The sequence below is a fragment of the Endobacter medicaginis genome, from assembly GCF_014192375.1.
In the GTDB taxonomy this organism is placed as follows: domain Bacteria; phylum Pseudomonadota; class Alphaproteobacteria; order Acetobacterales; family Acetobacteraceae; genus Endobacter; species Endobacter medicaginis.
Window position 1 is genome coordinate 58,312 of sequence record NZ_JACHXV010000003.1, and the last position, 19,513, is coordinate 77,824.

18 protein-coding genes are annotated in these 19,513 nt (G+C 68.2%); 7 read left to right on the plus strand and 11 right to left on the minus strand.

The window, feature by feature from the left end:
* A complete protein-coding gene (locus FHR90_RS04200) occupies nt 1–1,569 on the plus strand; it encodes a sugar ABC transporter ATP-binding protein (protein WP_183274813.1) in 1,569 nt (522 codons plus the stop codon).
* Nucleotides 1,566–2,540, plus strand: coding sequence for an ABC transporter permease (locus tag FHR90_RS04205; protein ID WP_176626295.1), 975 nt, complete (start codon nt 1,566–1,568; stop codon nt 2,538–2,540). Before FHR90_RS04200 ends, FHR90_RS04205 begins: the two co-directional genes overlap by 4 nt.
* Here the strand turns inward: FHR90_RS04205 and FHR90_RS04210 are convergent.
* Nucleotides 2,510–3,262 carry a tetratricopeptide repeat protein gene (locus FHR90_RS04210; RefSeq protein ID WP_183274814.1) on the minus strand — a complete coding sequence of 251 codons (753 nt, stop codon included), beginning with the start codon at nt 3,260–3,262 and terminating at the stop codon, nt 2,510–2,512. The genes FHR90_RS04205 and FHR90_RS04210 overlap by 31 nt on opposite strands.
* A 61-nt stretch (nt 3,263–3,323) precedes the next feature.
* On the opposite strand from FHR90_RS04210, the gene FHR90_RS04215 reads away from it, so the two are divergent.
* From FHR90_RS04215 to FHR90_RS04225, 3 genes are all read left to right on the plus strand, one after another.
* Nucleotides 3,324–5,567: a TonB-dependent receptor gene (locus FHR90_RS04215; RefSeq protein WP_176625156.1), complete on the plus strand. Its 2,244-nt coding sequence runs from the start codon at nt 3,324–3,326 to the stop codon at nt 5,565–5,567.
* Nucleotides 5,567–6,241 (plus strand): Fe2+-dependent dioxygenase, encoded by a 675-nt coding sequence (locus tag FHR90_RS04220; RefSeq protein ID WP_176625154.1) that lies wholly within the window; start codon nt 5,567–5,569, stop codon nt 6,239–6,241. The genes FHR90_RS04215 and FHR90_RS04220 overlap by 1 nt, the downstream gene beginning before the upstream one ends.
* 284 nt (nt 6,242–6,525) lie before the next feature.
* A complete protein-coding gene (locus FHR90_RS04225; RefSeq protein ID WP_183274815.1) occupies nt 6,526–9,375 on the plus strand; it encodes a TonB-dependent receptor in 2,850 nt (949 codons plus the stop codon).
* Between the two features lie 3 nt (nt 9,376–9,378).
* On the opposite strand, the gene FHR90_RS04230 is transcribed toward FHR90_RS04225, so the two are convergent.
* The 3 genes from FHR90_RS04230 to trpS all read right to left on the minus strand — a co-directional run bounded on the left by FHR90_RS04230 (nt 9,379) and on the right by trpS (nt 11,664).
* Entirely contained in the window at nt 9,379–10,119 is a 741-nt protein-coding gene (locus FHR90_RS04230; protein WP_246330034.1) for an alpha/beta fold hydrolase, read from the minus strand.
* Nucleotides 10,120–10,123: 4 nt separating this feature from the next.
* Nucleotides 10,124–10,543 (minus strand): secondary thiamine-phosphate synthase enzyme YjbQ, encoded by a 420-nt coding sequence (locus FHR90_RS04235; RefSeq protein ID WP_176623828.1) that lies wholly within the window; start codon nt 10,541–10,543, stop codon nt 10,124–10,126.
* Between the two features lie 125 nt (nt 10,544–10,668).
* A complete protein-coding gene (gene trpS / locus FHR90_RS04240) occupies nt 10,669–11,664 on the minus strand; it encodes a tryptophan--tRNA ligase (protein ID WP_183274816.1) in 996 nt (331 codons plus the stop codon).
* 127 nt (nt 11,665–11,791) lie between these two features.
* Between trpS and FHR90_RS04245 the strand changes: the two genes are divergently transcribed.
* Entirely contained in the window at nt 11,792–12,379 is a 588-nt protein-coding gene (locus FHR90_RS04245) for a thymidine kinase (protein ID WP_176623832.1), read from the plus strand.
* 2 nt (nt 12,380–12,381) lie between these two features.
* On the plus strand, nt 12,382–12,846 hold the full coding sequence (locus tag FHR90_RS04250; protein ID WP_176623834.1) for a nuclear transport factor 2 family protein: 465 nt from the start codon (nt 12,382–12,384) through the stop codon (nt 12,844–12,846).
* 50 nt (nt 12,847–12,896) lie between these two features.
* On the opposite strand, the gene FHR90_RS04255 is transcribed toward FHR90_RS04250, so the two are convergent.
* From FHR90_RS04255 to FHR90_RS04285, 7 genes are all read right to left on the minus strand, one after another.
* Nucleotides 12,897–13,463: a PqiC family protein gene (locus tag FHR90_RS04255; protein WP_183274817.1), complete on the minus strand. Its 567-nt coding sequence runs from the start codon at nt 13,461–13,463 to the stop codon at nt 12,897–12,899.
* Nucleotides 13,460–14,422 (minus strand): MlaD family protein, encoded by a 963-nt coding sequence (locus FHR90_RS04260; RefSeq protein ID WP_176625666.1) that lies wholly within the window; start codon nt 14,420–14,422, stop codon nt 13,460–13,462. Before FHR90_RS04260 ends, FHR90_RS04255 begins: the two co-directional genes overlap by 4 nt.
* Complete coding sequence (locus tag FHR90_RS04265; RefSeq protein WP_176625668.1) at nt 14,419–15,189, minus strand: ABC transporter ATP-binding protein; 771 nt, start codon at nt 15,187–15,189, stop codon at nt 14,419–14,421. Before FHR90_RS04265 ends, FHR90_RS04260 begins: the two co-directional genes overlap by 4 nt.
* Before the next feature lie 5 nt (nt 15,190–15,194).
* The gene (locus FHR90_RS04270; protein ID WP_408871426.1) at nt 15,195–16,283 is read right to left on the minus strand and encodes an MlaE family ABC transporter permease; all 1,089 of its coding nucleotides are present in this window, start codon (nt 16,281–16,283) and stop codon (nt 15,195–15,197) included.
* 118 nt (nt 16,284–16,401) lie between these two features.
* Nucleotides 16,402–17,256, minus strand: a complete 855-nt coding sequence (locus tag FHR90_RS04275; RefSeq protein ID WP_218062104.1) for an alpha/beta hydrolase family protein — start codon at nt 17,254–17,256, stop codon at nt 16,402–16,404.
* Between the two features lie 63 nt (nt 17,257–17,319).
* On the minus strand, nt 17,320–18,660 hold the full coding sequence (locus FHR90_RS04280) for a GntT/GntP/DsdX family permease (RefSeq protein ID WP_176625164.1): 1,341 nt from the start codon (nt 18,658–18,660) through the stop codon (nt 17,320–17,322).
* Nucleotides 18,661–18,713: 53 nt separating this feature from the next.
* Complete coding sequence (locus tag FHR90_RS04285; RefSeq protein ID WP_176625166.1) at nt 18,714–19,472, minus strand: SDR family oxidoreductase; 759 nt, start codon at nt 19,470–19,472, stop codon at nt 18,714–18,716.
* Between the last annotated feature and the right edge of the window lie 41 nt (nt 19,473–19,513).

Genomic DNA, 19,513 nt, shown 5'->3' on the forward strand with positions numbered 1-19,513 from the left:
ATGCTCGAGCTGGACGGGCTGACCAAGCGTTTCCCCGGCGTGCTGGCGCTCGACGGCGTGTCGCTGTCGATCGCGGGCGGCGAGATGCATGCGCTCGCCGGCGAGAACGGGGCGGGCAAGTCGAGCCTGATCCGCCTGCTGGCCGGCATCCACCGGCCGGACGCGGGCACGATGCGCCTTGGCGGCGCGCCCTATGCGCCCTCGGTGCCGCTGGATGCGATCCGCGCCGGGCTGCGGGTCGTGCATCAGGAGCTCAACCTGCTGCCTGCGCTCAGCGTGGCCGAGAACCTGCTCTTCGAGCGCCTGCCGCGCCGCGCCGGGCTGCTCGACCGGCGACGGCTGGACGAGCGCGCCCGCGCCCTGCTCGCCTCGGTGGGGCTGGACGGTCTCGATCCGCGGCGCCGGGTCGAGACCCTGGGCATCGCGCAGTGCCAGCTCATCGAGATCGCCCGCGCCGTCGGCGGCGGCGAGACCGAAGGCCGTGTGCTGATCCTCGACGAGCCGACCGCGACGCTGACACCGCGCGAGAGCGCGCGCCTGTTCGAGCTGATCGAACGGCTGCGCGCGCGCGGCATGACGATGATCTATGTCTCGCACCACCTCGCCGAGATCTTCGCGCTGTGCGACCGGGTCAGCGTGCTGCGGAACGGCAGGCTGGTCGAGACACGGCCCACGGCGCAGACCGATGCGTCGGGCCTGATCCGCGCGATGCTCGGGCGCGCGCTTGCCGCGCAGGAGGCGGCGGCCGGGCACCTGCGTCCGCCGCCCGACGCGTCGCGACCGCCCGCGCTCGAATTGCGCGGGGTGAGGCCGCGGGCTGCGCCCTCCGCGCCCAGGCAGGTCGCCGGCGAGCGGCCGGGCGGCATCGACCTCGTGCTGCGTCATGGCGAGATCGTCGGCATCGCCGGGCTGGTGGGGGCGGGGCGGACCGAGCTGCTGCGTGCGATCTTCGGTGCCGACGGACGTGCGCCCGGCACGATGCTGCGCGACGGGCACGAAGTTCGCATCGCCGCGCCGTCGGACGCGACCCGTCAGGGGATCGGACTGCTGACCGAGGACCGCAAGCGGGAGGGGCTGGTGTTGCCGATGTCGGCCGCGATCAACACCTCGCTCGCCGCCCTGCGCCGCATCGCGCGGGCCGGCATCCTGCGCCCGGCCGCCGAGCGTGCGGCCTGCATGGAACAGGCGGGGCGGCTGTCGACACGGCTGAGCGGCCCGGGCCAGAAGGTGGTCGAGCTGTCGGGCGGCAACCAGCAGAAGGTGGTGCTGGCGAAATGGCTATTGGCCGGGACGCGCGTGCTGATGCTCGACGAGCCGACCCGCGGCATCGATGTCGGTGCGAAGGCGGAGATCCACGACCTGCTGGACCGCCTCGCCGCCTCCGGCCACGCGCTGCTGGTGGTCTCGTCGGAGCTGCCCGAGCTGATGCGGCTGTGCGACCGCATCGAGGTGATGTCGCGCGGCCGCATCGCCGGCAGTCTCGAACGCGCCGAGTTCAGCGAGGAGCGCATCCTCGAACTCGCCTATCGCGGCTTTGTCGATCCCCGCACCTCAGGAGCCGGACCTTGACCGATCCCCTCGCACGGCGCCTGCGCGCCGTGGTGCGCGAGGCCGGCATCGGTGTCGCGCTGCTGCTGGTGGTGGCGTTCTTCGCGCTGTTCGCACCGGGCTTCCTGGGCGAGACCAACCTGTCGAACATCCTCACCCAGGTCACCATCAACCTGATCCTGGCGACGGGGATGACGTTCGCGATCCTGATCGGGGGCATCGACCTGTCGGTCGGCGCAGTGATGGCGTTGTGTGCCGTGGTCGGTGGCACGGTGATGCAGGCGCCGTTCCTGCCGCCCTGGGCCGCGGTCTGCGCAGGCATCGCCGCCAGCCTCGCGGTGGGCATGGTGGCGGGGGCGCTCAACGGCGCGATCAGCGCGTTGTGGGGTATCCCCTCCTTCATCGTCACGCTCGGCATGCTCAACGTGGCGCGCGGCTCGGCACTGGAGGTGACCGATGCGCGCTCGATCTATGATTTTCCCGATGCCTTCCTCGCCTTCGGCAGTGCGCATCTGTTCGGTCTGCCGCTGATGTTCCTGCTCGCACTCGGCCTGCTCGCCTTCGGCTGGGTGGTGCTGACGCGTACCGTGTTCGGGCGGATGATCTATGCGATCGGCAACAACGAGGAGGCGGTGCGGCTGTCGGGGCATCGCACGCTGCGGGTCCGTGTCGCCGCCTTCACCATCACCGGGCTGTGCGTCGGCATCGCGGCGATGGTCTATGTCACGCGGCTGTCGATCGCCAATCCGATCCTCGGCGTGGGGTTCGAGCTCAACGCGATCGCTGCGGTGATCATCGGCGGCACCTCGCTGTCCGGCGGCCGAGGCTCGCTGTTCGGCACGCTGCTCGGCGCGATCGTCATCGGCGTGCTCGGCAACGGGCTGGTGCTGATGGGGATGAGCGATTTCAGCCGCCAGATCGTCACCGGCGCGGTGATCATCCTCGCCGTGGTGCTCGATTCCTACCGTGCGCGGCTGTCAGCGGCAGGCTGAGGGCGCAGACGTGCGGCGATCTCGCCGGCAAGTCGTTTGAGTTCGGGCGTGGGTGCGTTCGCGCAGGCAATCGCGGTGACCTGCGCCATCGCGGTAAGGATGTCCTCGGTCGCCTCGGGCAGGGCGGCCTGCCAGAGCCCCACGGCCTCCTGCCACTGGCCGCGCTCGGCGTGCCAGACGGCGAGGTTGTGGCGGCCGCGATAATCGCCGGCCTCCGCCGACCGGCGATACCACTGCAGCGCGATGGCAGGATCGCGCGGGCGGTCCCAGCCCTCGTCATGGAAGCGGGCGACGAGGTTCATCGACTTGGCGTGGCCGTCCCGTGCGGCCGCCTCGAACAGCGCATAGGCCGCGAGGCGGTCGCGCGGCACGCCACGGCCGCGCAGTTGCATGTTGGCGAGGTTGTAGCGCCCCCATGGGTCACCGAGCGCTGCGGCGGCCCGATAGGAGGCCGCCGCGGCAGCAAGGTCGCGGGTGGTTCCCCAGCCCTGTTCGAGGCAGCGGCCGCGCATGTTGAGGCCCGGCGCATGGCCGGCCCCGGCGGCGATGCAGAACCAGCTGAAGCCACGCGCCGGATCGCGTGGCTGTCCGGCCGCGCCGTCGAGCAGGGCCTGCGCATACAGCATCTGGGCCTCGACATGCCCGGCCTCCGCGGCGGCGCGCAGCGCGTCGGGCGGGGCGGGGGCAGGTTTTGCCCGGCGCAGGCGGGAAAGGATTGCCATAGGGAAATGTTTCACTTAAGTCGACGCGACTGAGAAGCGTTATCAACTGGAGACCGACCCGATGGCAAGCTCAACTCCCACGGTCGGACTGGCGCTGGCCGGCGCGTGGCTGTGGCTGCCGGCAGCACAGGCGGCGACACCGCCGGGCGATGCGGCCGCCGACGAGGGCGGCCATCGGCATGGCGGCGAGCATCACCGTCATGACCACGACCATGACCACGACCACGATCACCCGGGGACGGAGCATGCCGGCTATGACGGCAGGGTCGAGGAGGAGAGCTATCTGGTGCACGGGGTGCGCGGCTATCAGGAGAAAAGCGCGCATCTCAGCCGCATCGCCACCCGGCTGGTCGACACCCCGCAGAGCATCACCGTGATCCCGCAGGCGCTGCTCAAGGACCAGGGCACGGTCAACATGCTGCAGGCACTCAAGACCGTGCCCGGCATCTCGATCGCCGCCGGCGAGGGCGGCCAGCAGGGCGACAACCTGTCGATCCGCGGCTTCAACGCGCAGAACGATTTCTACCGCGACGGCATGCTCGATTTCGGCAGCTACTACCGCGACCCGTTCGATCTGGAGTCGATCGACGTGCTCAAGGGGCCGTCGGCGACGCTATTCGGGCGCGGCTCGACGGGTGGCGTGATCAACCAGACCACCAAGGCCGCCGGCGGCGCGCATACCGAGGCCACCGCCGCCTTCGGCACCGACGGCACCACGCGGGCAACGATCGATTACGGCCGCCAGTCGTCGATGCTCGGCGGCTCCGCCTTCCGTCTCAACGCGATGGTGCATGATGCCGGCATGGCGGGCATCGACCTCGCCCGCACGCGACGCTACGGCATCGCGCCCTCGCTGGCCTTCGGTCTGAACACCGACACGGTGTTCCGCATCGACTATTTCCGCCAGCAGTCGTTCGATCGCCAGTATTACGGCATCCCCTGGATCAACGGCAGCCCCGCGCCGGTGTCGCGGTCGAACTATTACGGCTATCGCGACGACTACCTGCGCTCGATCGTCAATGTCGGCACGCTGCGGCTGGACCACACGGTCAATTCGCATCTCCGCCTCCGCGACCAGCTCCGCTACTCGACCTACAATCTCGGCCAGCGCGCCACCGAGCCGCTGATCCTCGGCTATTCGCCTTACCAGAACATCGTCAATGCGAACGTGCCGCTGTCGTCGGTCAACATCTCGCGCAACGTGCTCGCACTGACCGGCCCGTCGACGCTGCTCGACAACCAGGCCGAGTTCGCCGCCGATTTCGCGACCTTCGGCATCCGCCACCAGATGACCGGCGGCGTCGAGGTGCAGCGCCAGAGCGCGGACATCACCCGCTGGACCTATCTGCCGCGCACTACCACGCCGCTGTTCGACCCCAATACCGGTGCTGCGCTGACCGTGCGGCCGACGCTGCGCTCGATCTCCGGGACGGTGTCGAACGATGTGGCGCCCTACATCAACGACACACTCAGCTTCGGCCGCCACTGGCAGGTGCTGCTCGGCTGGCGCTGGGACCAGTACACCACCGAATACAAGCAGATCGTCGCCCCCGCGGTGCATGTCACCCGCACCGACCAGAAGCCGTCCTGGCGCGGGGCGATCGTCTATCATCCGGTCGACAACGCCTCGGTCTATGTCAGCGGCGGCACCAGCTTCGATCCCTCGGGCGAGAACGTCTCGCTGACTGCGTCGACTGCGGCGGTGCCGCCCGAGACCTCGGCCACGGTCGAGCTCGGCGGCAAATGGGATATCGGCCGGCTGTCGCTGACCTCTGCGGTCTATCAGATCCAGATGTACAACGTCCGCGAAACCAACCCGGCCGATGCGACGCAGACCATCCTCGCCGGCAACTACCGCGCGCGCGGCTTCGAGCTCCAGGCGAGCGGCCACATCACGAGGCGCTGGGAGATTTTCGGCGGCTACAGCTACAACGACGTCGTTGTGGTCTCCTCGCCGAACCGGCTCGAGCTCGGCAACTCCCCGCCCAACGCGCCCAAGCATACCGTGGCATTGTGGACCGAATACCACCTGCCCTGGCTGCCGATGGAGCTGGGCGCGGGCGTGAACTACGTCTCCACCCGCACCGCCAGCTCGCTGCCGATCTCCGGCACCACGGTGATCGAGCGTGCGCCGGGCTACGCGACGATGCAGTTGATGGCGAAGTATCAGATCACCCCGCGCTTCTCCGGCCAGGTGAACCTCACCAACGTCACCGACACCACCTATTACGATGCGCTGCATCCCAGCCATATCGTGATGGGCCCCGCGCGGGCGGCGCTGTTCAGCTTCGACTACAAGCTCTGATGCTGGTCGTCCTCGACGACATCATCGAGGCCGACGCGCTCGGCGCGATGCGGGCAAGGCTGCGGCGCGACGCGCACTGGCTGGACGGGCGGATGACCGCCGGCCACCAGTCGGCGCGCGTCAAGCGCAACCGACAGCTCGCCGAGGACGATCCTGTCGCCCTCGAACTCTCGGCCGAGATCGGGGCTGCGCTGCATCGCAGCCCGCGCTTCGTCTCCGCCGCCCTGCCGCAGCGGATCTCGCCGCTGCTGTTCAACAGCTACGGGCCGGGCCAGACGTTCGGCGCCCATGTCGACAATGCCATCCGCATGACCGGGCGCGGCACGTTGCGCACCGATCTGTCGGCGACCCTGATGCTGGACGACGATTTCGAGGGCGGCGCGCTGGTGATCGAGGACGTGTTCGGCCCGCGTGAGATCAGGCTGCGGGCCGGCCAGATGGTGCTGTATCCGTCCTCGTCGCTGCACCGGGTCGAGCCGGTGCAGCGCGGCGAGCGGCTGGTGGCGGTGTTCTGGCTGCAAAGCCTGATCCGCGACGATGCGCAGCGCCGTATCCTGTTCGAGCTCGACCACTCGATCCAGGCGCTGGGGGGCGAGCTCGACCCGCTGCATGCGCAGGTCGTGGCGCTCACCGCGATCTACCACAACCTGGTACGGCGCTGGGCCGAGCCGTGAACGGGCCCCCTTGAAGCCGGAACAATGCCAGACCGCAACAACTCGGGTGTCTCGCGGAAATAAACGGAAAGTCATGACGTGACGTTCATGAGCCGTACACACGGTCATTCCCGGATTTCCTTTTGCAATGAACTGATACCTTCCTAAAATCTACCAGACACAAACGTGCTTCTTTCGCCACAGTCATGCGCCCCGGCGATGGCTGACAGGCGGTTTGCTCTTGCCGACGGGCGGATGGCGCCGGTTTCGTGGCGCAATTATTACGCGTCACAGGAGCAAGCCGCATGTCTGCATCGGTCTTCCGGCCGCGTCTCGCGCCGGGCCGTCGCGCCCTGATCGCCGCCACCGCCCTCGCCGCCGGTCTCATCGCGCCTCAGGTCGCGGGTGTGCCGCAGGCCGGCGCGCAGGACGCTCCCGCCACCAACGCGCCAAAGCCGGCGAAGAAGACTGCGCGTCATCATCCGGCCCATGCCCACCGTGCCCATACCGCCGCGGTCGCAGCGCCGGCGGTGGCTCCGGTGGCCGAGCCGCCAGCGACCACCGCCGTGGCGACATCGCAGTCGCAGACGGGCGGATCGGAAAGCATCGTCGTGCGCGCGCAGCGCCGGCTGGTGCGCGAGCGTAACGCGCCCAGCGCGGTGACCGAACTCGGCCAGGCCGACATCTCGCAGACCGGCATCCAGGGTTCGGTCGCGACCCTGCTGCGCAACGCACCGTCGGTCTATGTCTACCAGCAGGGCATCGGCAACAACGAGCCGGTGCTGTCGATCCGCGGCGTGCGTGGTCTCGAGGTCGCGCAGACACTCGACGGCGTGCCGATGCAGGATCTGCAATATGGCGGTTCGGGTTCCTATCTCAGCAACGCCATCTCCGGTCCGTTCAATCTCGACCAGATCAGCGGGGTTTCGATCCTGCCCGGCGTGGCCTATCCGAACCAGAACACCTTCGGCACCATCGGCGGCACCGTTGCCTACAGCTCGCTGCGCCCCGACGACAAGCGCTCGGCGACGCTGTCGGGCAGCGTGGGCTCGTTCGGCACCTGGCAGGAAGCCGTCGAACTGCAGAGCGGCAAGCTCGACAACATCCTCGGCGGTGCGCTGGGCACCGGCGTCGACGCACCGAGCATGATGGTCAAATACAGCAACATGCAGACCAAGGGGTTCGTCGACTACACCCCCGCGCGCTACAACAATCTCTATTTCGCTTTCGACAAGCCCTATAACCAGGGAACATCGAAGTTCCAGGCAACGGTGATCTACAACACCGGGTCCGGCCTGTTCACCCCCGAGCCGATTCCGGAGCCCTACACCCAGGCCTACGGCACCTATGCGAACTACTCGCCGGACGAGGAGTTCATGCGCCAGAACAACGACTATTTCACTCTGATGCTGAACAATGACAGTTACATCAACGACTGGCTGTCAGCGGGTGTGACGGCGTTCTACCGCTACTCCGACACCACCACGCAGACCTACGCCAACCCCGAGATCTTCGGGCCGAACGGCGAACCGGGCTCGGTGACTGTGGGTGGCGCAAGCCCGTTCAACCAGACGATCGCCGGTTTCGGCGAGCAGGGCCTCTATGGGCCCGGCAACATCTTCTACGATCCACAGGTCTATACCTATGACGGCAGCACCGCTGCCTGCCCCGCCGACGTGACGGCGCGCTGGGCTGCCGCCGGGCAGGTCAGTCCCTGCGGCTACAACGCGCAATATACGACGCAGCATACCGACACCTACGGTATCCGGCCGCGCCTGACGATCACCCCGCCCCGCGTCTGGGGGATCGACAACACCATCCAGATCGGTTCGCTGATCGCCAAGTCGACCTCGCCGGCCATGCGCACCTATGCGGGCAGCACGCCCGATGTCGGGGCAAATCCCGCCAATCTCGTCAGCGGCTATGACGGTGGCACGCAGCGTACCATCTATCAGGGCTTCGCTCAGGACCGCATCGATTTCCTGCACAACACCCTGCACGTCACGCCGGGCGTGACCCTGGAAGGGACGGACTCGTCCGATCTCGGCAGCAAGATCTTCGACGGCACCCCCTCCGCCTCGTTGCTGGCGACCGATTACTGCCAGGCCGGCAACCCCTGCCTCACCGGCGCCTACAAGGCGCATAAATGGGATCGCGAATGGCTGCCGTTCCTCAACGTCTCCTATGATTTCGACAAGCTCGTGCCCGCGCTGCGCGGTCTGTCGGTCTACGGCAGCATGGGCCAGTCCGCCCTGTTCGCACCGGTGTCGGACTTCGGCCCGAGCCTGATCGGCACGCCGCCAAGCGCCTCGATCGTGCACATGTACGAGGGCGGCATCAAATACGACACCTCGCGCGTCGCGCTCTCGCTCGATTATTTCTATCAGCATGTCGAGCGCGATTTCGGCTATTTCTCCTACCAGTCGGGTCCGCTGGCCGGCGAATCGTTCTACACCAACAACGGTCAGCGCGAGATGAAGGGCATCGAGGGCGCGGTGAAGTGGCAGGTGACGCCGGACTTCCAGCTCTCGGGCAATTTTTCCAAGACGCTGGCAAAGTACCTCGCCACCTCGCTCGGCTACGTCACCGTGCAGGAGGACCAGTTCGGCATCGTCCAGCGCGGCACCCCAGTGACCGGCGTGCCGGACTGGATCGCCTCGATGAGCGCGACCTATGCGCACAGGAACACCTTCCTGCGCGACGACAATGCGTCGATCCGCTTCACCGGCCAGTACACCGGTCGCCAGCACACCAGCTACGATCTCGACGGCTTCACCAATGTCGGTGCGCTGCCCGGCGTCGGGCCTTTCGGCAGCTACAACTATTACAACGTCACCAGCGGTGCGACGACCTATGATCCGAACGGCGGCATCGCGCCGTTCATGGTGTTCCTGCTGGATGCGAACTACACGCTGCCGGTCAAGGGCGTCGGCCCTCTGCATCAGCTCGGCTTCAACCTCAACATCTACAACCTGTTCAACCAGCACTTCCACCAGTACTATTACAAGCAGGTGTCGCCGTCCTCCTGCGGCACGTTCAGCTCGGGTCCGTTCGCCGGCCAGGCGATCAGCAACTACGGCTGCTCGCCACAGTTCGCCGACTCGCTGCCCGGCGAGCCCTTCGCGGTCACCTTCACGGTCAGCGCGAAGTTCTGAGCCTCAGGCGCTCAGCCAGGCGGTCAATGCTCGGCTGACCGCCTCGGGCTGTTCGAGTGTCGAGATATGGCCGCAGCGCTGTATCTCGACGAGTTTCGCGCCCGCGATCGCATCTGCCATCTCACGGGCGACGACCGGCGGCGTGAGCTGGTCCTCCGCTCCCACCAGCACCAGTGTGGGGCAGGCGATCGTCGACAGCGACGGGCGTGAATCGATCCGCTTCATGATCGCGCGCTGCTGGGCGACGAATGCGCGGGCGCCGACATCCTCGGCCATCGCCGCCATCAGCGCCTGCAGTTCGGTGTCGCCATGACGGTCGGAATGCACGAGCTGGGGAAAGGCGCGCGCGATCAGGTCGCCGAAGCGCCCCGATTCCGCCACCTCGATCTGACGCTCGCGCCCGGCAGCCGCCTCTGCCGTGTCGGGTCGGGCGGAGGTGTCGAGCAGGGCAAGGCGATCGACGCGCCCGGGCGCCTGTCGCATCACCTCCATCGCGACATAGCCGCCCATCGACAGCCCCGCCAGCGCGAAGCGCTCCGGCGCGTCGGCGAGCAGCCGCGCGGCCATGCCGGCGATGGTATCGGCATGCACGGTGTCGGCCACGCTCACCGCCCCCGAGCGCCACAGCGCCGGCATCACCGGAGCGTAGAGCCGCGGTGAGGCCAGCAGTCCCGGGATCAGCACCACCGGCAGGCTGGGCGGCAGCGAGGCGCGCAGCCCCTTCGCGAGCATGTCGATCGGCATCGGGTCAGTCTCCCAGCAGATGCAGCACCACCTGGCGGCGGTGCGGCGCGGCGCGATGTTCGAACAGATACAGCCCCTGCCACGTCCCGAGGACCGGCCTGCCACCGGCGAGGGGGATGGTGAGCCCGCTCTGGGTCAGCGCGGTGCGCAGATGCGCCGGCATGTCGTCGGGCCCCTCCATGCCGTGGACGTAGCGGGACGGGTCCTCCGGCGCGATGGTCTCGAAATACGCCTCGAGATCGGTGCGGACGTCCGGATCGGCGTTTTCCTGCACCAGCAGCGAGGCGGAGGTGTGCCGACACCACAGCGTCAGCAGGCCGGTCCCGATCTCCTGTTCGGCGACCCAGGACAAGACAGGGCGGTCGATGGGGACCAGACCCTTGCCGCGCGTGGAAATCGTGATGACGGTCTGTGCTTGCTTCATGAGGATGTTCTTTTTTGCAAAAAAGAACCAAAAAACCTTTATCCGTTGACGACGATGCCGCACGCGGCGACGTCGTCAGACGGACAGAAGTCTTTTTGCTTCTTTTTCTTCAGAAAAAGAAGAAATCAACGCAGGAACCCGACCAACCGCTCGGCTTCGCGCACGATCGGCTCGGCGACCGCGCCGGCCCGCCCGGCACCGTCGCGCAGCACGGCGTCGATCGCCGTCTCGTCGCGCAGGAGGCGCTGCGTCTCGGCGGCGATCGGGGCCAGATGCTCGACCAGCACTGCGGCCAGCGCCTCCTTGAACGGTCCGAAGCCGCCGCCGCCGAAACGGTCCAGCACGCCCTGACGGGTTTCGCCCGACAGGGCGGTGTAGATATCGATCAGATTGCGCGCCTCGGCGCGACCTTCAAGACCCGCGGGATCGGCGGGCAGCGGTTTGGGGTCGGTCTTGGCGCGGCGGATCTTGAGCGCGATCTGGTCGGCATCGTCGGTGAGGTTGATTCGGCTCTGATCGGAGGGATCGGATTTCGACATCTTCTTCGTGCCGTCGCGCAGGCTCATCACCCGCGCGGCGGTGGGCGGGATCAGGGCCGCGACCTCGGGGAAGAAATCGACGCCGTAATCGTGGTTGAACTTCTGCGCGATGTCGTTGGTCAGCTCGACATGCTGGCGCTGGTCGTCGCCGACCGGCACCTGGGTGGCATGATAGGCGAGGATGTCGGCGGCCATCAGGTTCGGATAGACATACAGCCCGGCCGACTGCGCCTCGCGGTCCTTTCCGGCCTTGTCCTTGAACTGGGTCATCCGGTTCAGCCAGCCGAGCCGGGCGACGCAGTTGAAGATCCAGGCCAGCCGTGCATGTGCCGACACCGCCGACTGGTTGAAGAAGATGTGGCCGGCAGGGTCGATGCCGCAGGCGAGCAGCACGGCGGCCTGCTCGCGGGTCTGTCGCGCCAGCGTGGCGGGGTCCTGGAACTGGGTGATGGCGTGCAGGTCGACGAGGCAGAAGATGCACTCGTGCTCCGCCTGCAGCGTGACCCAGTTGCGGATCGCGCCGAGATAGTTGCCCAGGGTGGGGATGCCGGTCGGCTGGATGCCGGAAAAGATGCGCGCCATGGGCTCGCTTGTGTCGGGCCGGCGGCGGTAAATCAACCCCCGCGGCGGATCCGGCGGTCGAGTGGCTGGTCCTGCCGCGAGCCAGGCGCTAGCAATGCGAATGCCCGCCATGCGAATCGCTGCTGCCATGCCCACGGAGCCCGCAGGTGCCACGCGCGGGCGGCTGACGGTGATCACCGGGCCGATGTTCGCCGGTAAGTCGGCACGCCTGATCGCGGAGGCGCGCAAGGCCGGACACGAGGGGATGGCGATCGCCGTTCTCAAACCCGCCTTCGACGATCGCGGCGCGCGCGGGCTGGTCAGCTCGCGCGACGGCAGCTCGATCGGCTGCGAGAGTGTCGGCGCCTGGCCCGACCTCGCCTGGCCGACGCGGCTGGTGTTCATCGACGAGGCCCAGTTCCTCACCGGCGCGAACTACCGTGGCGACCTGATCGCCGATATCGAACGCGCGCTCGATGCGGGCCTCGACGTGATGGTGTCGGGGCTCGACACCGATTATCACCGCACGCCGTTCGCGGTGATGGCGGAGTTGGCCGCGCGCGCCGACGCCCATCTGCATCTCGCGGCGCGCTGTCACCGTTGCGGCCAGCCGGCACGCTGGACGGCCAAGCGGGCCGAGACCGGGCGGCTGCTGGAAGTGGGTGACGACGAGCTCTACGAGGCGCGCTGCGACATGCACTGGACGGAACCGTCCGCGGCCTGCCACGGGCAATGACCATGTCGCGTCCACCGCTGCCGCCCTTCGACGAGCCGGAGGCGATGCTCAAGGTCAGGCTGGCCGAGGATGCCTGGAACAGCCGGGATCCGGAGCGGGTCGCCCTCGCCTACACGGTCGACACGGCCTGGCGGAACCGCGACGAATTCCTCACCGGCCGCGCCGAGATCACCGCGTTCCTGCATCGCAAATGGCAGCGCGAGCAGGAGTATCGCCTGATCAAGTCGCTCTGGGCATTCGGCGGCGACCGCATCGCGGTGCGCTTCGCCTATGAGTGGCACGACGCCGACGGCCAGTGGTTCCGCTCCTACGGCAACGAGAACTGGGCGTTCGATGCCGACGGGCTGATGCGTCGCCGGCTGGCCTCGATCAACGACCTGCCGATCGCGAGCGATGCGCGACTGTTCCACTGGCCCTGTGGCCGCCGCCCCGACGATCATCCTGGGCTGGAGGCGCTCGGCCTGTAGACGGCTGCCGGGGTCGCGGGCATCGCGCGCCCACCCTCGGGACGGAGCAGCTACATCGTCGCGGCGATGCGGGCGGCCAGCGTCTCGACGAGGTGTCGGGTGAGGGCCACGGTCTCGGCATCGGTCGCGGTCGGGCCGGAGAGGGTGATCGCGGCGCGACTGGTGACGACCGGGGCGTGACGGTCCTGGGGGATGGTCTGCCAGGTGGCGTCCAGCGCGCCGCTGCCGGCGCGGGTGAGATCGAGCCGGGTGATGGTCACCGCGAGACGGGTGGAGGCCCCGAGCGGCGCGTCGGCCTGTGTGGTGACCAGGGTGCCCGGCCTGGCCTCGGCGAGGCGGGCGCGCAGCAGGGCGGTGATCGCGCTCGACAGCCGTTCGGCCCAGCGCGCGGACGGGCTGCGCTCGATGCGTGCACCGTCGCGCAGGGTGATGTCGGTGGTGTCGAGATAGTCGGGCAGCACCACCCGGTCGAGGCGCAGCACCGTCGCCGTCGCCGGCAGCGCGTCCGCCCCGGTGGCGATCGCGGGTGCGCCAAGCGTGTAGGTCTGCAAGGACGGTGCGGCGCAGCCGGCGAGCAGCGCGAGGACGGCGACCACCATCGGGTGCGGGCGGATCATGGGCGGCGTCCCGTCAGCAGCAGTTGCGGATTGCGTTCGATCTCGGCAGCAAAGCCGCGCAGCGAGGCGGCAGCGGCGGCGATGTCGCGCAGCGAGGCGTCGAGATCGGCGCGCTGTGTCGAGCGCGCGGAGGTGATGTCGGCCAGCGCATCGAGGCTGCGGTTGGCGCGGGTCAACGCGGCGTCGGTCTTGCCCAGCACGCCGTCGATCTGGCGGCCGCGTGCGTCGAGCTGAGTGGTGCCGGCCTGGGTCAGCCGGTCGATGCCGCGCAGCGTGGTGGCGAGCTGTGCCTGGAGCGTGGCGATGGTGGTGTTGGTGTTGTCGATCAGCGTGCGGGAATGATCGGAGGTGGCGCGCAGGCTGTCGATCAGCCCGGGGAGCTGGCGGTCGAGCTGTTCGGACAGGGCGCGCAGGCTGGCCAGCGTCTGTTCGGTGTTGTCGGCGAGCTGGCGCAGCGGCAGCTCGGTCAGCGTCTGCGTCACCTGCTGGATGGTGGAGCGCCGTGTCGGGATCTCGTCGCCGGAAACCAGTTCGGGGTGCAGCACGGCCGGGATCTGCGGGGCGAAGTCGAGATTGATCTCCGACGAGCCGGTCACGAAGCTCTTGAGGTTCATCTCGCCGCGCAGCCCCTGGCCGACCAGCTCGGGGATCGAGGGCAGCCCGGCGCTGCGCCCGTTGGTGAGCTTGATGTTGTCGGGCTGCATGGTGATGGAGACCGGGATGTAGGCGCGCTGGGTGGTCGGGTCGTATTCGATCGATACCCGATCGACGGTGCCGACCTGCACGCCGCGGAACGTCACCGGCGAACCGACCGTCAGTCCGGAACTCGCGCCCTGGAACACCAGCGTCGCATGCAGCTTGTTCTGGAACGGATGGAAGCGGCCGAACAGCACGAAGGCCGCCAGCAGCAGCACGACACCGCCGAGGACGAAGGCACCGACGAGGGTTTCCTTCCTCATGGATTGTTGTCCCCCTGCTCGCGCTCGCGGGTCATGAACGCATGGACCTGTGGGTCGGTGCAATGATCGCGCAGCTGGGCCGGCGAGCCATGCGCGATCGGCGTCTTGCTGCGCGCATCGAGGAAGATGCCGGCGTCCGCGATGCGGAACAGGCTCGGCAGCTCGTGGCTGACGATGACGATGGTCGCGCCCAGCCCGTCGCGCAGGTTGAGGATCAGGTCGTCGAGCCGTGCGGACGTGATCGGATCGAGCCCGGCGGAGGGTTCATCGAAGAACAGGATGTCGGGATCGAGCGACAGCGCGCGCGCGAGGCCTGCGCGCTTGCGCATGCCGCCGCTGATTTCCGACGGCATCAGGTCGATCGCCTCCGACAGGCCGACGAAACCGAGCTTGAGCTCCACCATGCGCCGGATGGTGTCGGGGGCGAGCTGGGTCAGCATCTGCATCGGCAGGGCGACGTTCTCGCCCAGCGTCATCGAGCTCCACAGCGCCCCACTCTGGAACAGCACGCCGAATCGGTGGTTGATCACATCGCGCCTGGCCGGGGTCGCCGCCCAGTAATCCTCGCCCTGCACGCTGAACCGGCCTGTCGTGGGGCGCAGCAGCCCGATCATGCTCTTGAGCAGCGTGCTCTTGCCGCAGCCGGAGCCGCCCATGATGGCGAAGATGCTGCCGCGCCTGACCTCGAGGCTGATGTCGCGCTGGATCAGCTTGGGCCCGAAGGCGAGGGTGACACCATCCAGCGCCAGCATGGTCTCTTCGGTCATCCGCGTCAGATCCCGATCACGTCGGCGATGACCGCGAACAGCGCATCGATCGCGATCACCCCGACGATGCCGACCACCACCGCGCGCGTCGCCGCGACCCCCACATCGGCCGCGGAGCGCCCGGCCTTGAGCCCGATCCGACAGCTCGTCAGCCCGATGAAGGCGCCGAACACGATGCTCTTGGTCAGCCCGAAGATGAACTGGCCGATGCCGAAGGCGCTGACGGTGAAATGCAGATAGCCGCGCGCGGTGATGTCGAGCATCATGATCGCCACCGTGAAGCCGCCGAGCATGCCGATCAGGCATCCATAGAGATACAGGAACGGCATCGTCACCGTCAGCGCCAGCACCGACGGCAGCACCAGATAGGACGAGACCGGGATGCCGAACACGCCGAGCGCGTCGATCTCCTCGTTGCCGAGCATGGTGGCGATGCGCGCCGCATAGGCGCCGCCGGTGCGCCCGGCCATGATGATCGCGGTCATCACCGCCGCCATCTCGCGCACCATGGCGATGCCGACCAGGCTCGCGACATAGATGCCGGCGGCGAATTTCTCGAGCTGCACGGCGCCGACGAAGGCGAGGATGCCGCCGAGCAGGAAGTTCACCACGCCGACGATGAGCAGCGCGCGCGGCCCCGCATCGGTGGTGTTGGCGAGGATGTCCGCCCAGCGCATCCGTCCGCGCCCGGTCAGTGCGAGGACGCCGCCGCGCAGCGTCTGCGCGCCGAGGGTTGCGACGATGCCGGTCTCGGTGAGCGAGTCGATGGTGGCCGCACCGAGGCGGGCGAGCGGGTTCGGCTGCGGCTTCGGCCCGGCCGGCGGATCGGCACGCCGGTCCGGCAACAGTCCGAGCAGCCGGCTCGCCGAGGGGGGCAGGCCGGCGGTGTCGAGCGCGGTGTCGGCCGCCTCCGCGGCGCGCTTGATGTCCCACAGGAAGGCGACCAGCCCGCTGTCCCAGGTGCCGAGCCCGGTGCTGTCGAAGGTGAGGGGAGTGCCGGGCCGAAGGCTGTGAAACGCGCCCTCCTCCAGCACCGGCAGCGCGGGATCGCTGGCCCGCCAGTCACCGGCGAGCACGACCGACTGTCCCTCCAGGCGATACGACGCCGGATGTGAACTCAGGGGCGTTGCGGTCGGCGGCACACGCACCCTCCGGACGGGACGAGACGAGCGCGATGATGACAGCGCCGGCCGGTCTTGGCCAGAAGCCCCGTCAGGGGGTCGCGCCCATCCTCGCCAGATAGGCCGCTACCGGTGCCCCCCAGACCGCCGGGCCGCCGTCGCCGAAGAACAGATGGTGTCCGTCATCGCCGAACGGCGGCGGCTGGATGAACTGCGCGTTGCCGCCGGCGCGGGTGAAGGCGTCATGCATCGCGCTGGCCAGGGACGGGTCGAAGAAACTGTCGTTGAGCGCATAGATCCACAGCATCGGCAGGCGTGCGGTGGCGCCGAACCTGCCGGCGGCCTGCACCAGCCGCCCGGGTTGGCAGTTCTCGTTCGCCTCGCCATCGGCATGGCCGCCGCGCCCGCCCGCCATCACCACGAATGCCGCCACGTCCTTCGGTGCCTGGGATGCATAGGCGATCGTGCCCCAGCCGCCGGCGGACTGGCCGATCACCACCGCGCCGTCATGCCGCGCATAGGGCAGGGCGAGCGCGTAACGCACGATCGCGCCGATGTCGCGCGCGCTCGACAGCCCGGCACGCACGAAATCGGGGTCGCTGCAATGGCCATACCTCTCCGCCCAGTCGCCATCGCTGTCGCCATAGCCGCGGCGCAGCGCGTAGACCACCACATAACCCCGACGGGTGAACCATTGCGTCGCCTCGGCATCGCACTCGGTCAGCTCCATGCGCGGCCGCGCGCTGGCACTGACCGGCGAGCCGTGATTGATCACCACCACACGCGACGGCCCGTCGCCCGCCGGCCGGCAGACCCGCCCGGCGAGGTTCAGATGCTCGCCATCGCCGGCCACCATCGGGATCGAGACGTCGCTTGCGCGATCATCCGCCCGCGTGACGGCGATCGAGGCGATCAGGATCAGCGCGGACAGGGCGGCATGTCGCATCCGCCGACGCTAACGGCCGCCTCGGTGACGTTGCGTGTCGAAGCGCGACTGCGCATTGCGCCCTCAATGCACCACCAGCGAGGCCAGCAGGCAGAAGACCAGCCCGAACATCGCGATCAGCGTCTCCAGCACCGACCAGGTCTTCACCGTCTGCGTCACCGTCAGTCCGAGATATTCCTTGATCTGCCAGAACCCGGCATCGTTGAGCGGCCCGAACGCCACCGACCCTGCCCCCGTCACCAGCACCATCAATTCCGGCGCGGCGCCGCCGCCATGCAGCAGGATCGGTCCCATAATCGACGAGGCGGTCGCCATCGCCACCGTCGCCGATCCCGCCGCCACCCGAACGATCACCGCCAGCAGCCAGCCCAGCACCAGCAGCGGCATGTGGATGCCGAGTGCCGCATCGGTGATCGCCTTCGACACGCCGCTGTCGACCAGCACCCGGCCGAATCCGCCGCCAGCCCCCACCAGCAGCATGATCAGCGCGGTCGGTGCGAGACTTTCATTGGTGAATTTCAGCACCGTCTCGCGCGAGAAGCCCCGTGCGGTGCCCAGCAGCCAGAACGACAGCAAGGTCGCCACCAGCAGCGCGATATCGGTGTTGCCCAGGAACTCCAGCGCCGTGCGCAGCCGCCCCGGTGCGGCGATATGGTCCACCGACGAGCCCATCAGCATCAGCACCACCGGCAGCAGGATCGTCGCCACGGTGATCGCGAATCCCGGCATGTTTTCCGGTGGCTCGGAGCGGACGAACTGCTCGGCAAGCGGGTTGTGCTCGGTCAGCGGCACTCGCGCGGCGGCAAACCGCCCGAAGACCGGCCCGGCGAGGATCGCGATCGGCGTGCCGATGACGATGCCCAGCAGGATCGTGCGTCCGATATCGGCGTGATAGGCCGACACCGCCAGCAGGGCGGCCGGATGCGGCGGGATCAGCGCATGCGTCACCGACAGCGCCGCACCCATCGGCAGTGCGACCCGCAGCAGCGGCGTGTTGGTCCGCGCGGCCAGCACGAAGGCGATCGGGATCAGCAGCACGAAGCCGATCTCGAAGAACACCGGCAGCCCCACCAGCAGCCCGATCACCATCATCGCCCAGTCCACCCGGCCCGGTCCGGCCCGCTGGGCGATGGTGTGCGCGATCCGGTCCGCACCCCCCGATTCGGTCAGCATCTTGCCCAGCATGGTGCCGAGCGCGATCACCGTGCCGACATGTCCGAGCACATGTCCCGCCCCCGCCTCGAACGAGGCCACCACCTTGCCCGGCGGCATCCCCGCGATCAGCGCAACGAGGATCGAGATCGTCAGCAGGGCGATGAACGGATTGAGCTTCAGTCGCGAGATCAGCCCGACGATGGCAAGGATCGCGCCGACGAGCAGGCACAGGGCGAAGGTCGTGGTCATGGCGGAATGACGCGCGGGGCCGCGGCAAAGTCAATCCATGACGTATCCGTCACCTACAGCGAGATCGAGATTCCCCCATCCACCATCAGCATGTGCCCGTTGACGAAGCTCGACGCGTCGGAGGCGAGGAACACCGCCGCACCCACCAGTTCCTCCACCTGGCCCCAGCGCGCCGCCGGCGTGCGACGCTGCAGCCAGCCGGTGAACTCGGCATCGGCCACCAGTGCGGCGTTCATCTCGGTGGCGAAGTAGCCCGGTGCGAGCCCGTTGACCTGCAACCCGTGTTTCGCCCAGTCGGTCGCCATGCCCCGGGTGAGGTTGCGCACCGCCCCCTTGGTCGCCGTGTAGGGGGCGATGTTGGGGCGCGCCAGCTCGCTCTGCACCGAGCAGATGTTGATGATCTTGCCCGCGCCCCGTCGGATCATGTGCCGTGCGGCCGCCTGTGCCGTGAAGAACACCGCGCTGACATTGGTCTCGATCAGCGCGTCCCAGTCGGCGCGGGCGAAATCCTCCAGCGGTGCCCGGCGCTGGATGCCGGCATTGTTGATCAGGATGTCGATCGGGCCCATCTCTCGCTCGATCGCATCGATCCCCTCGATCACCGCCGCCTGATCGGTCACGTCGAAAGCCGCGATGCGCGCTTGCGGCAGGTCGCCTTGCGCTGCCTCCAGCGCGGACCGATGGCGGCCATTGAGGATCACCTCCGCGCCCGCTTCCGACAGGCCGCGCGCCAGGGTGAGCCCGATGCCGCGTGAGGCGCCGGTGATCAGCGCACGGCGGCCGCTGAGAGAGAACAGGTCAAGTGAAGGCATGGATCAATCCCTTCTTTTTCTGAAGAAAAAGAAGCAAAAAG

Bases quoted from the DNA above. Each gene is read 5' to 3' on its own strand.
- FHR90_RS04200 (WP_183274813.1), top strand. From the start codon at position 1: ATGCTCGAGCTGGACGGGCTGACCAAGCGTTTCCCCGGCGTGCTGGCG.
- FHR90_RS04210 (WP_183274814.1), bottom strand. From the start codon at position 3,262: ATGGCAATCCTTTCCCGCCTGCGCCGGGCAAAACCTGCCCCCGCCCCG.
- FHR90_RS04215 (WP_176625156.1), top strand. From the start codon at position 3,324: ATGGCAAGCTCAACTCCCACGGTCGGACTGGCGCTGGCCGGCGCGTGG.
- FHR90_RS04220 (WP_176625154.1), top strand. From the start codon at position 5,567: ATGCTGGTCGTCCTCGACGACATCATCGAGGCCGACGCGCTCGGCGCG.
- FHR90_RS04225 (WP_183274815.1), top strand. From the start codon at position 6,526: ATGTCTGCATCGGTCTTCCGGCCGCGTCTCGCGCCGGGCCGTCGCGCC.
- FHR90_RS04230 (WP_246330034.1), bottom strand. From the start codon at position 10,119: ATGCCGATCGACATGCTCGCGAAGGGGCTGCGCGCCTCGCTGCCGCCC.
- FHR90_RS04235 (WP_176623828.1), bottom strand. From the start codon at position 10,543: ATGAAGCAAGCACAGACCGTCATCACGATTTCCACGCGCGGCAAGGGT.
- trpS (WP_183274816.1), bottom strand. From the start codon at position 11,664: ATGGCGCGCATCTTTTCCGGCATCCAGCCGACCGGCATCCCCACCCTG.
- FHR90_RS04245 (WP_176623832.1), top strand. From the start codon at position 11,792: ATGCCCACGGAGCCCGCAGGTGCCACGCGCGGGCGGCTGACGGTGATC.
- FHR90_RS04250 (WP_176623834.1), top strand. From the start codon at position 12,382: ATGTCGCGTCCACCGCTGCCGCCCTTCGACGAGCCGGAGGCGATGCTC.
- FHR90_RS04255 (WP_183274817.1), bottom strand. From the start codon at position 13,463: ATGATCCGCCCGCACCCGATGGTGGTCGCCGTCCTCGCGCTGCTCGCC.
- FHR90_RS04260 (WP_176625666.1), bottom strand. From the start codon at position 14,422: ATGAGGAAGGAAACCCTCGTCGGTGCCTTCGTCCTCGGCGGTGTCGTG.
- FHR90_RS04265 (WP_176625668.1), bottom strand. From the start codon at position 15,189: ATGACCGAAGAGACCATGCTGGCGCTGGATGGTGTCACCCTCGCCTTC.
- FHR90_RS04275 (WP_218062104.1), bottom strand. From the start codon at position 17,256: ATGCGACATGCCGCCCTGTCCGCGCTGATCCTGATCGCCTCGATCGCC.
- FHR90_RS04280 (WP_176625164.1), bottom strand. From the start codon at position 18,660: ATGACCACGACCTTCGCCCTGTGCCTGCTCGTCGGCGCGATCCTTGCC.
- FHR90_RS04285 (WP_176625166.1), bottom strand. From the start codon at position 19,472: ATGCCTTCACTTGACCTGTTCTCTCTCAGCGGCCGCCGTGCGCTGATC.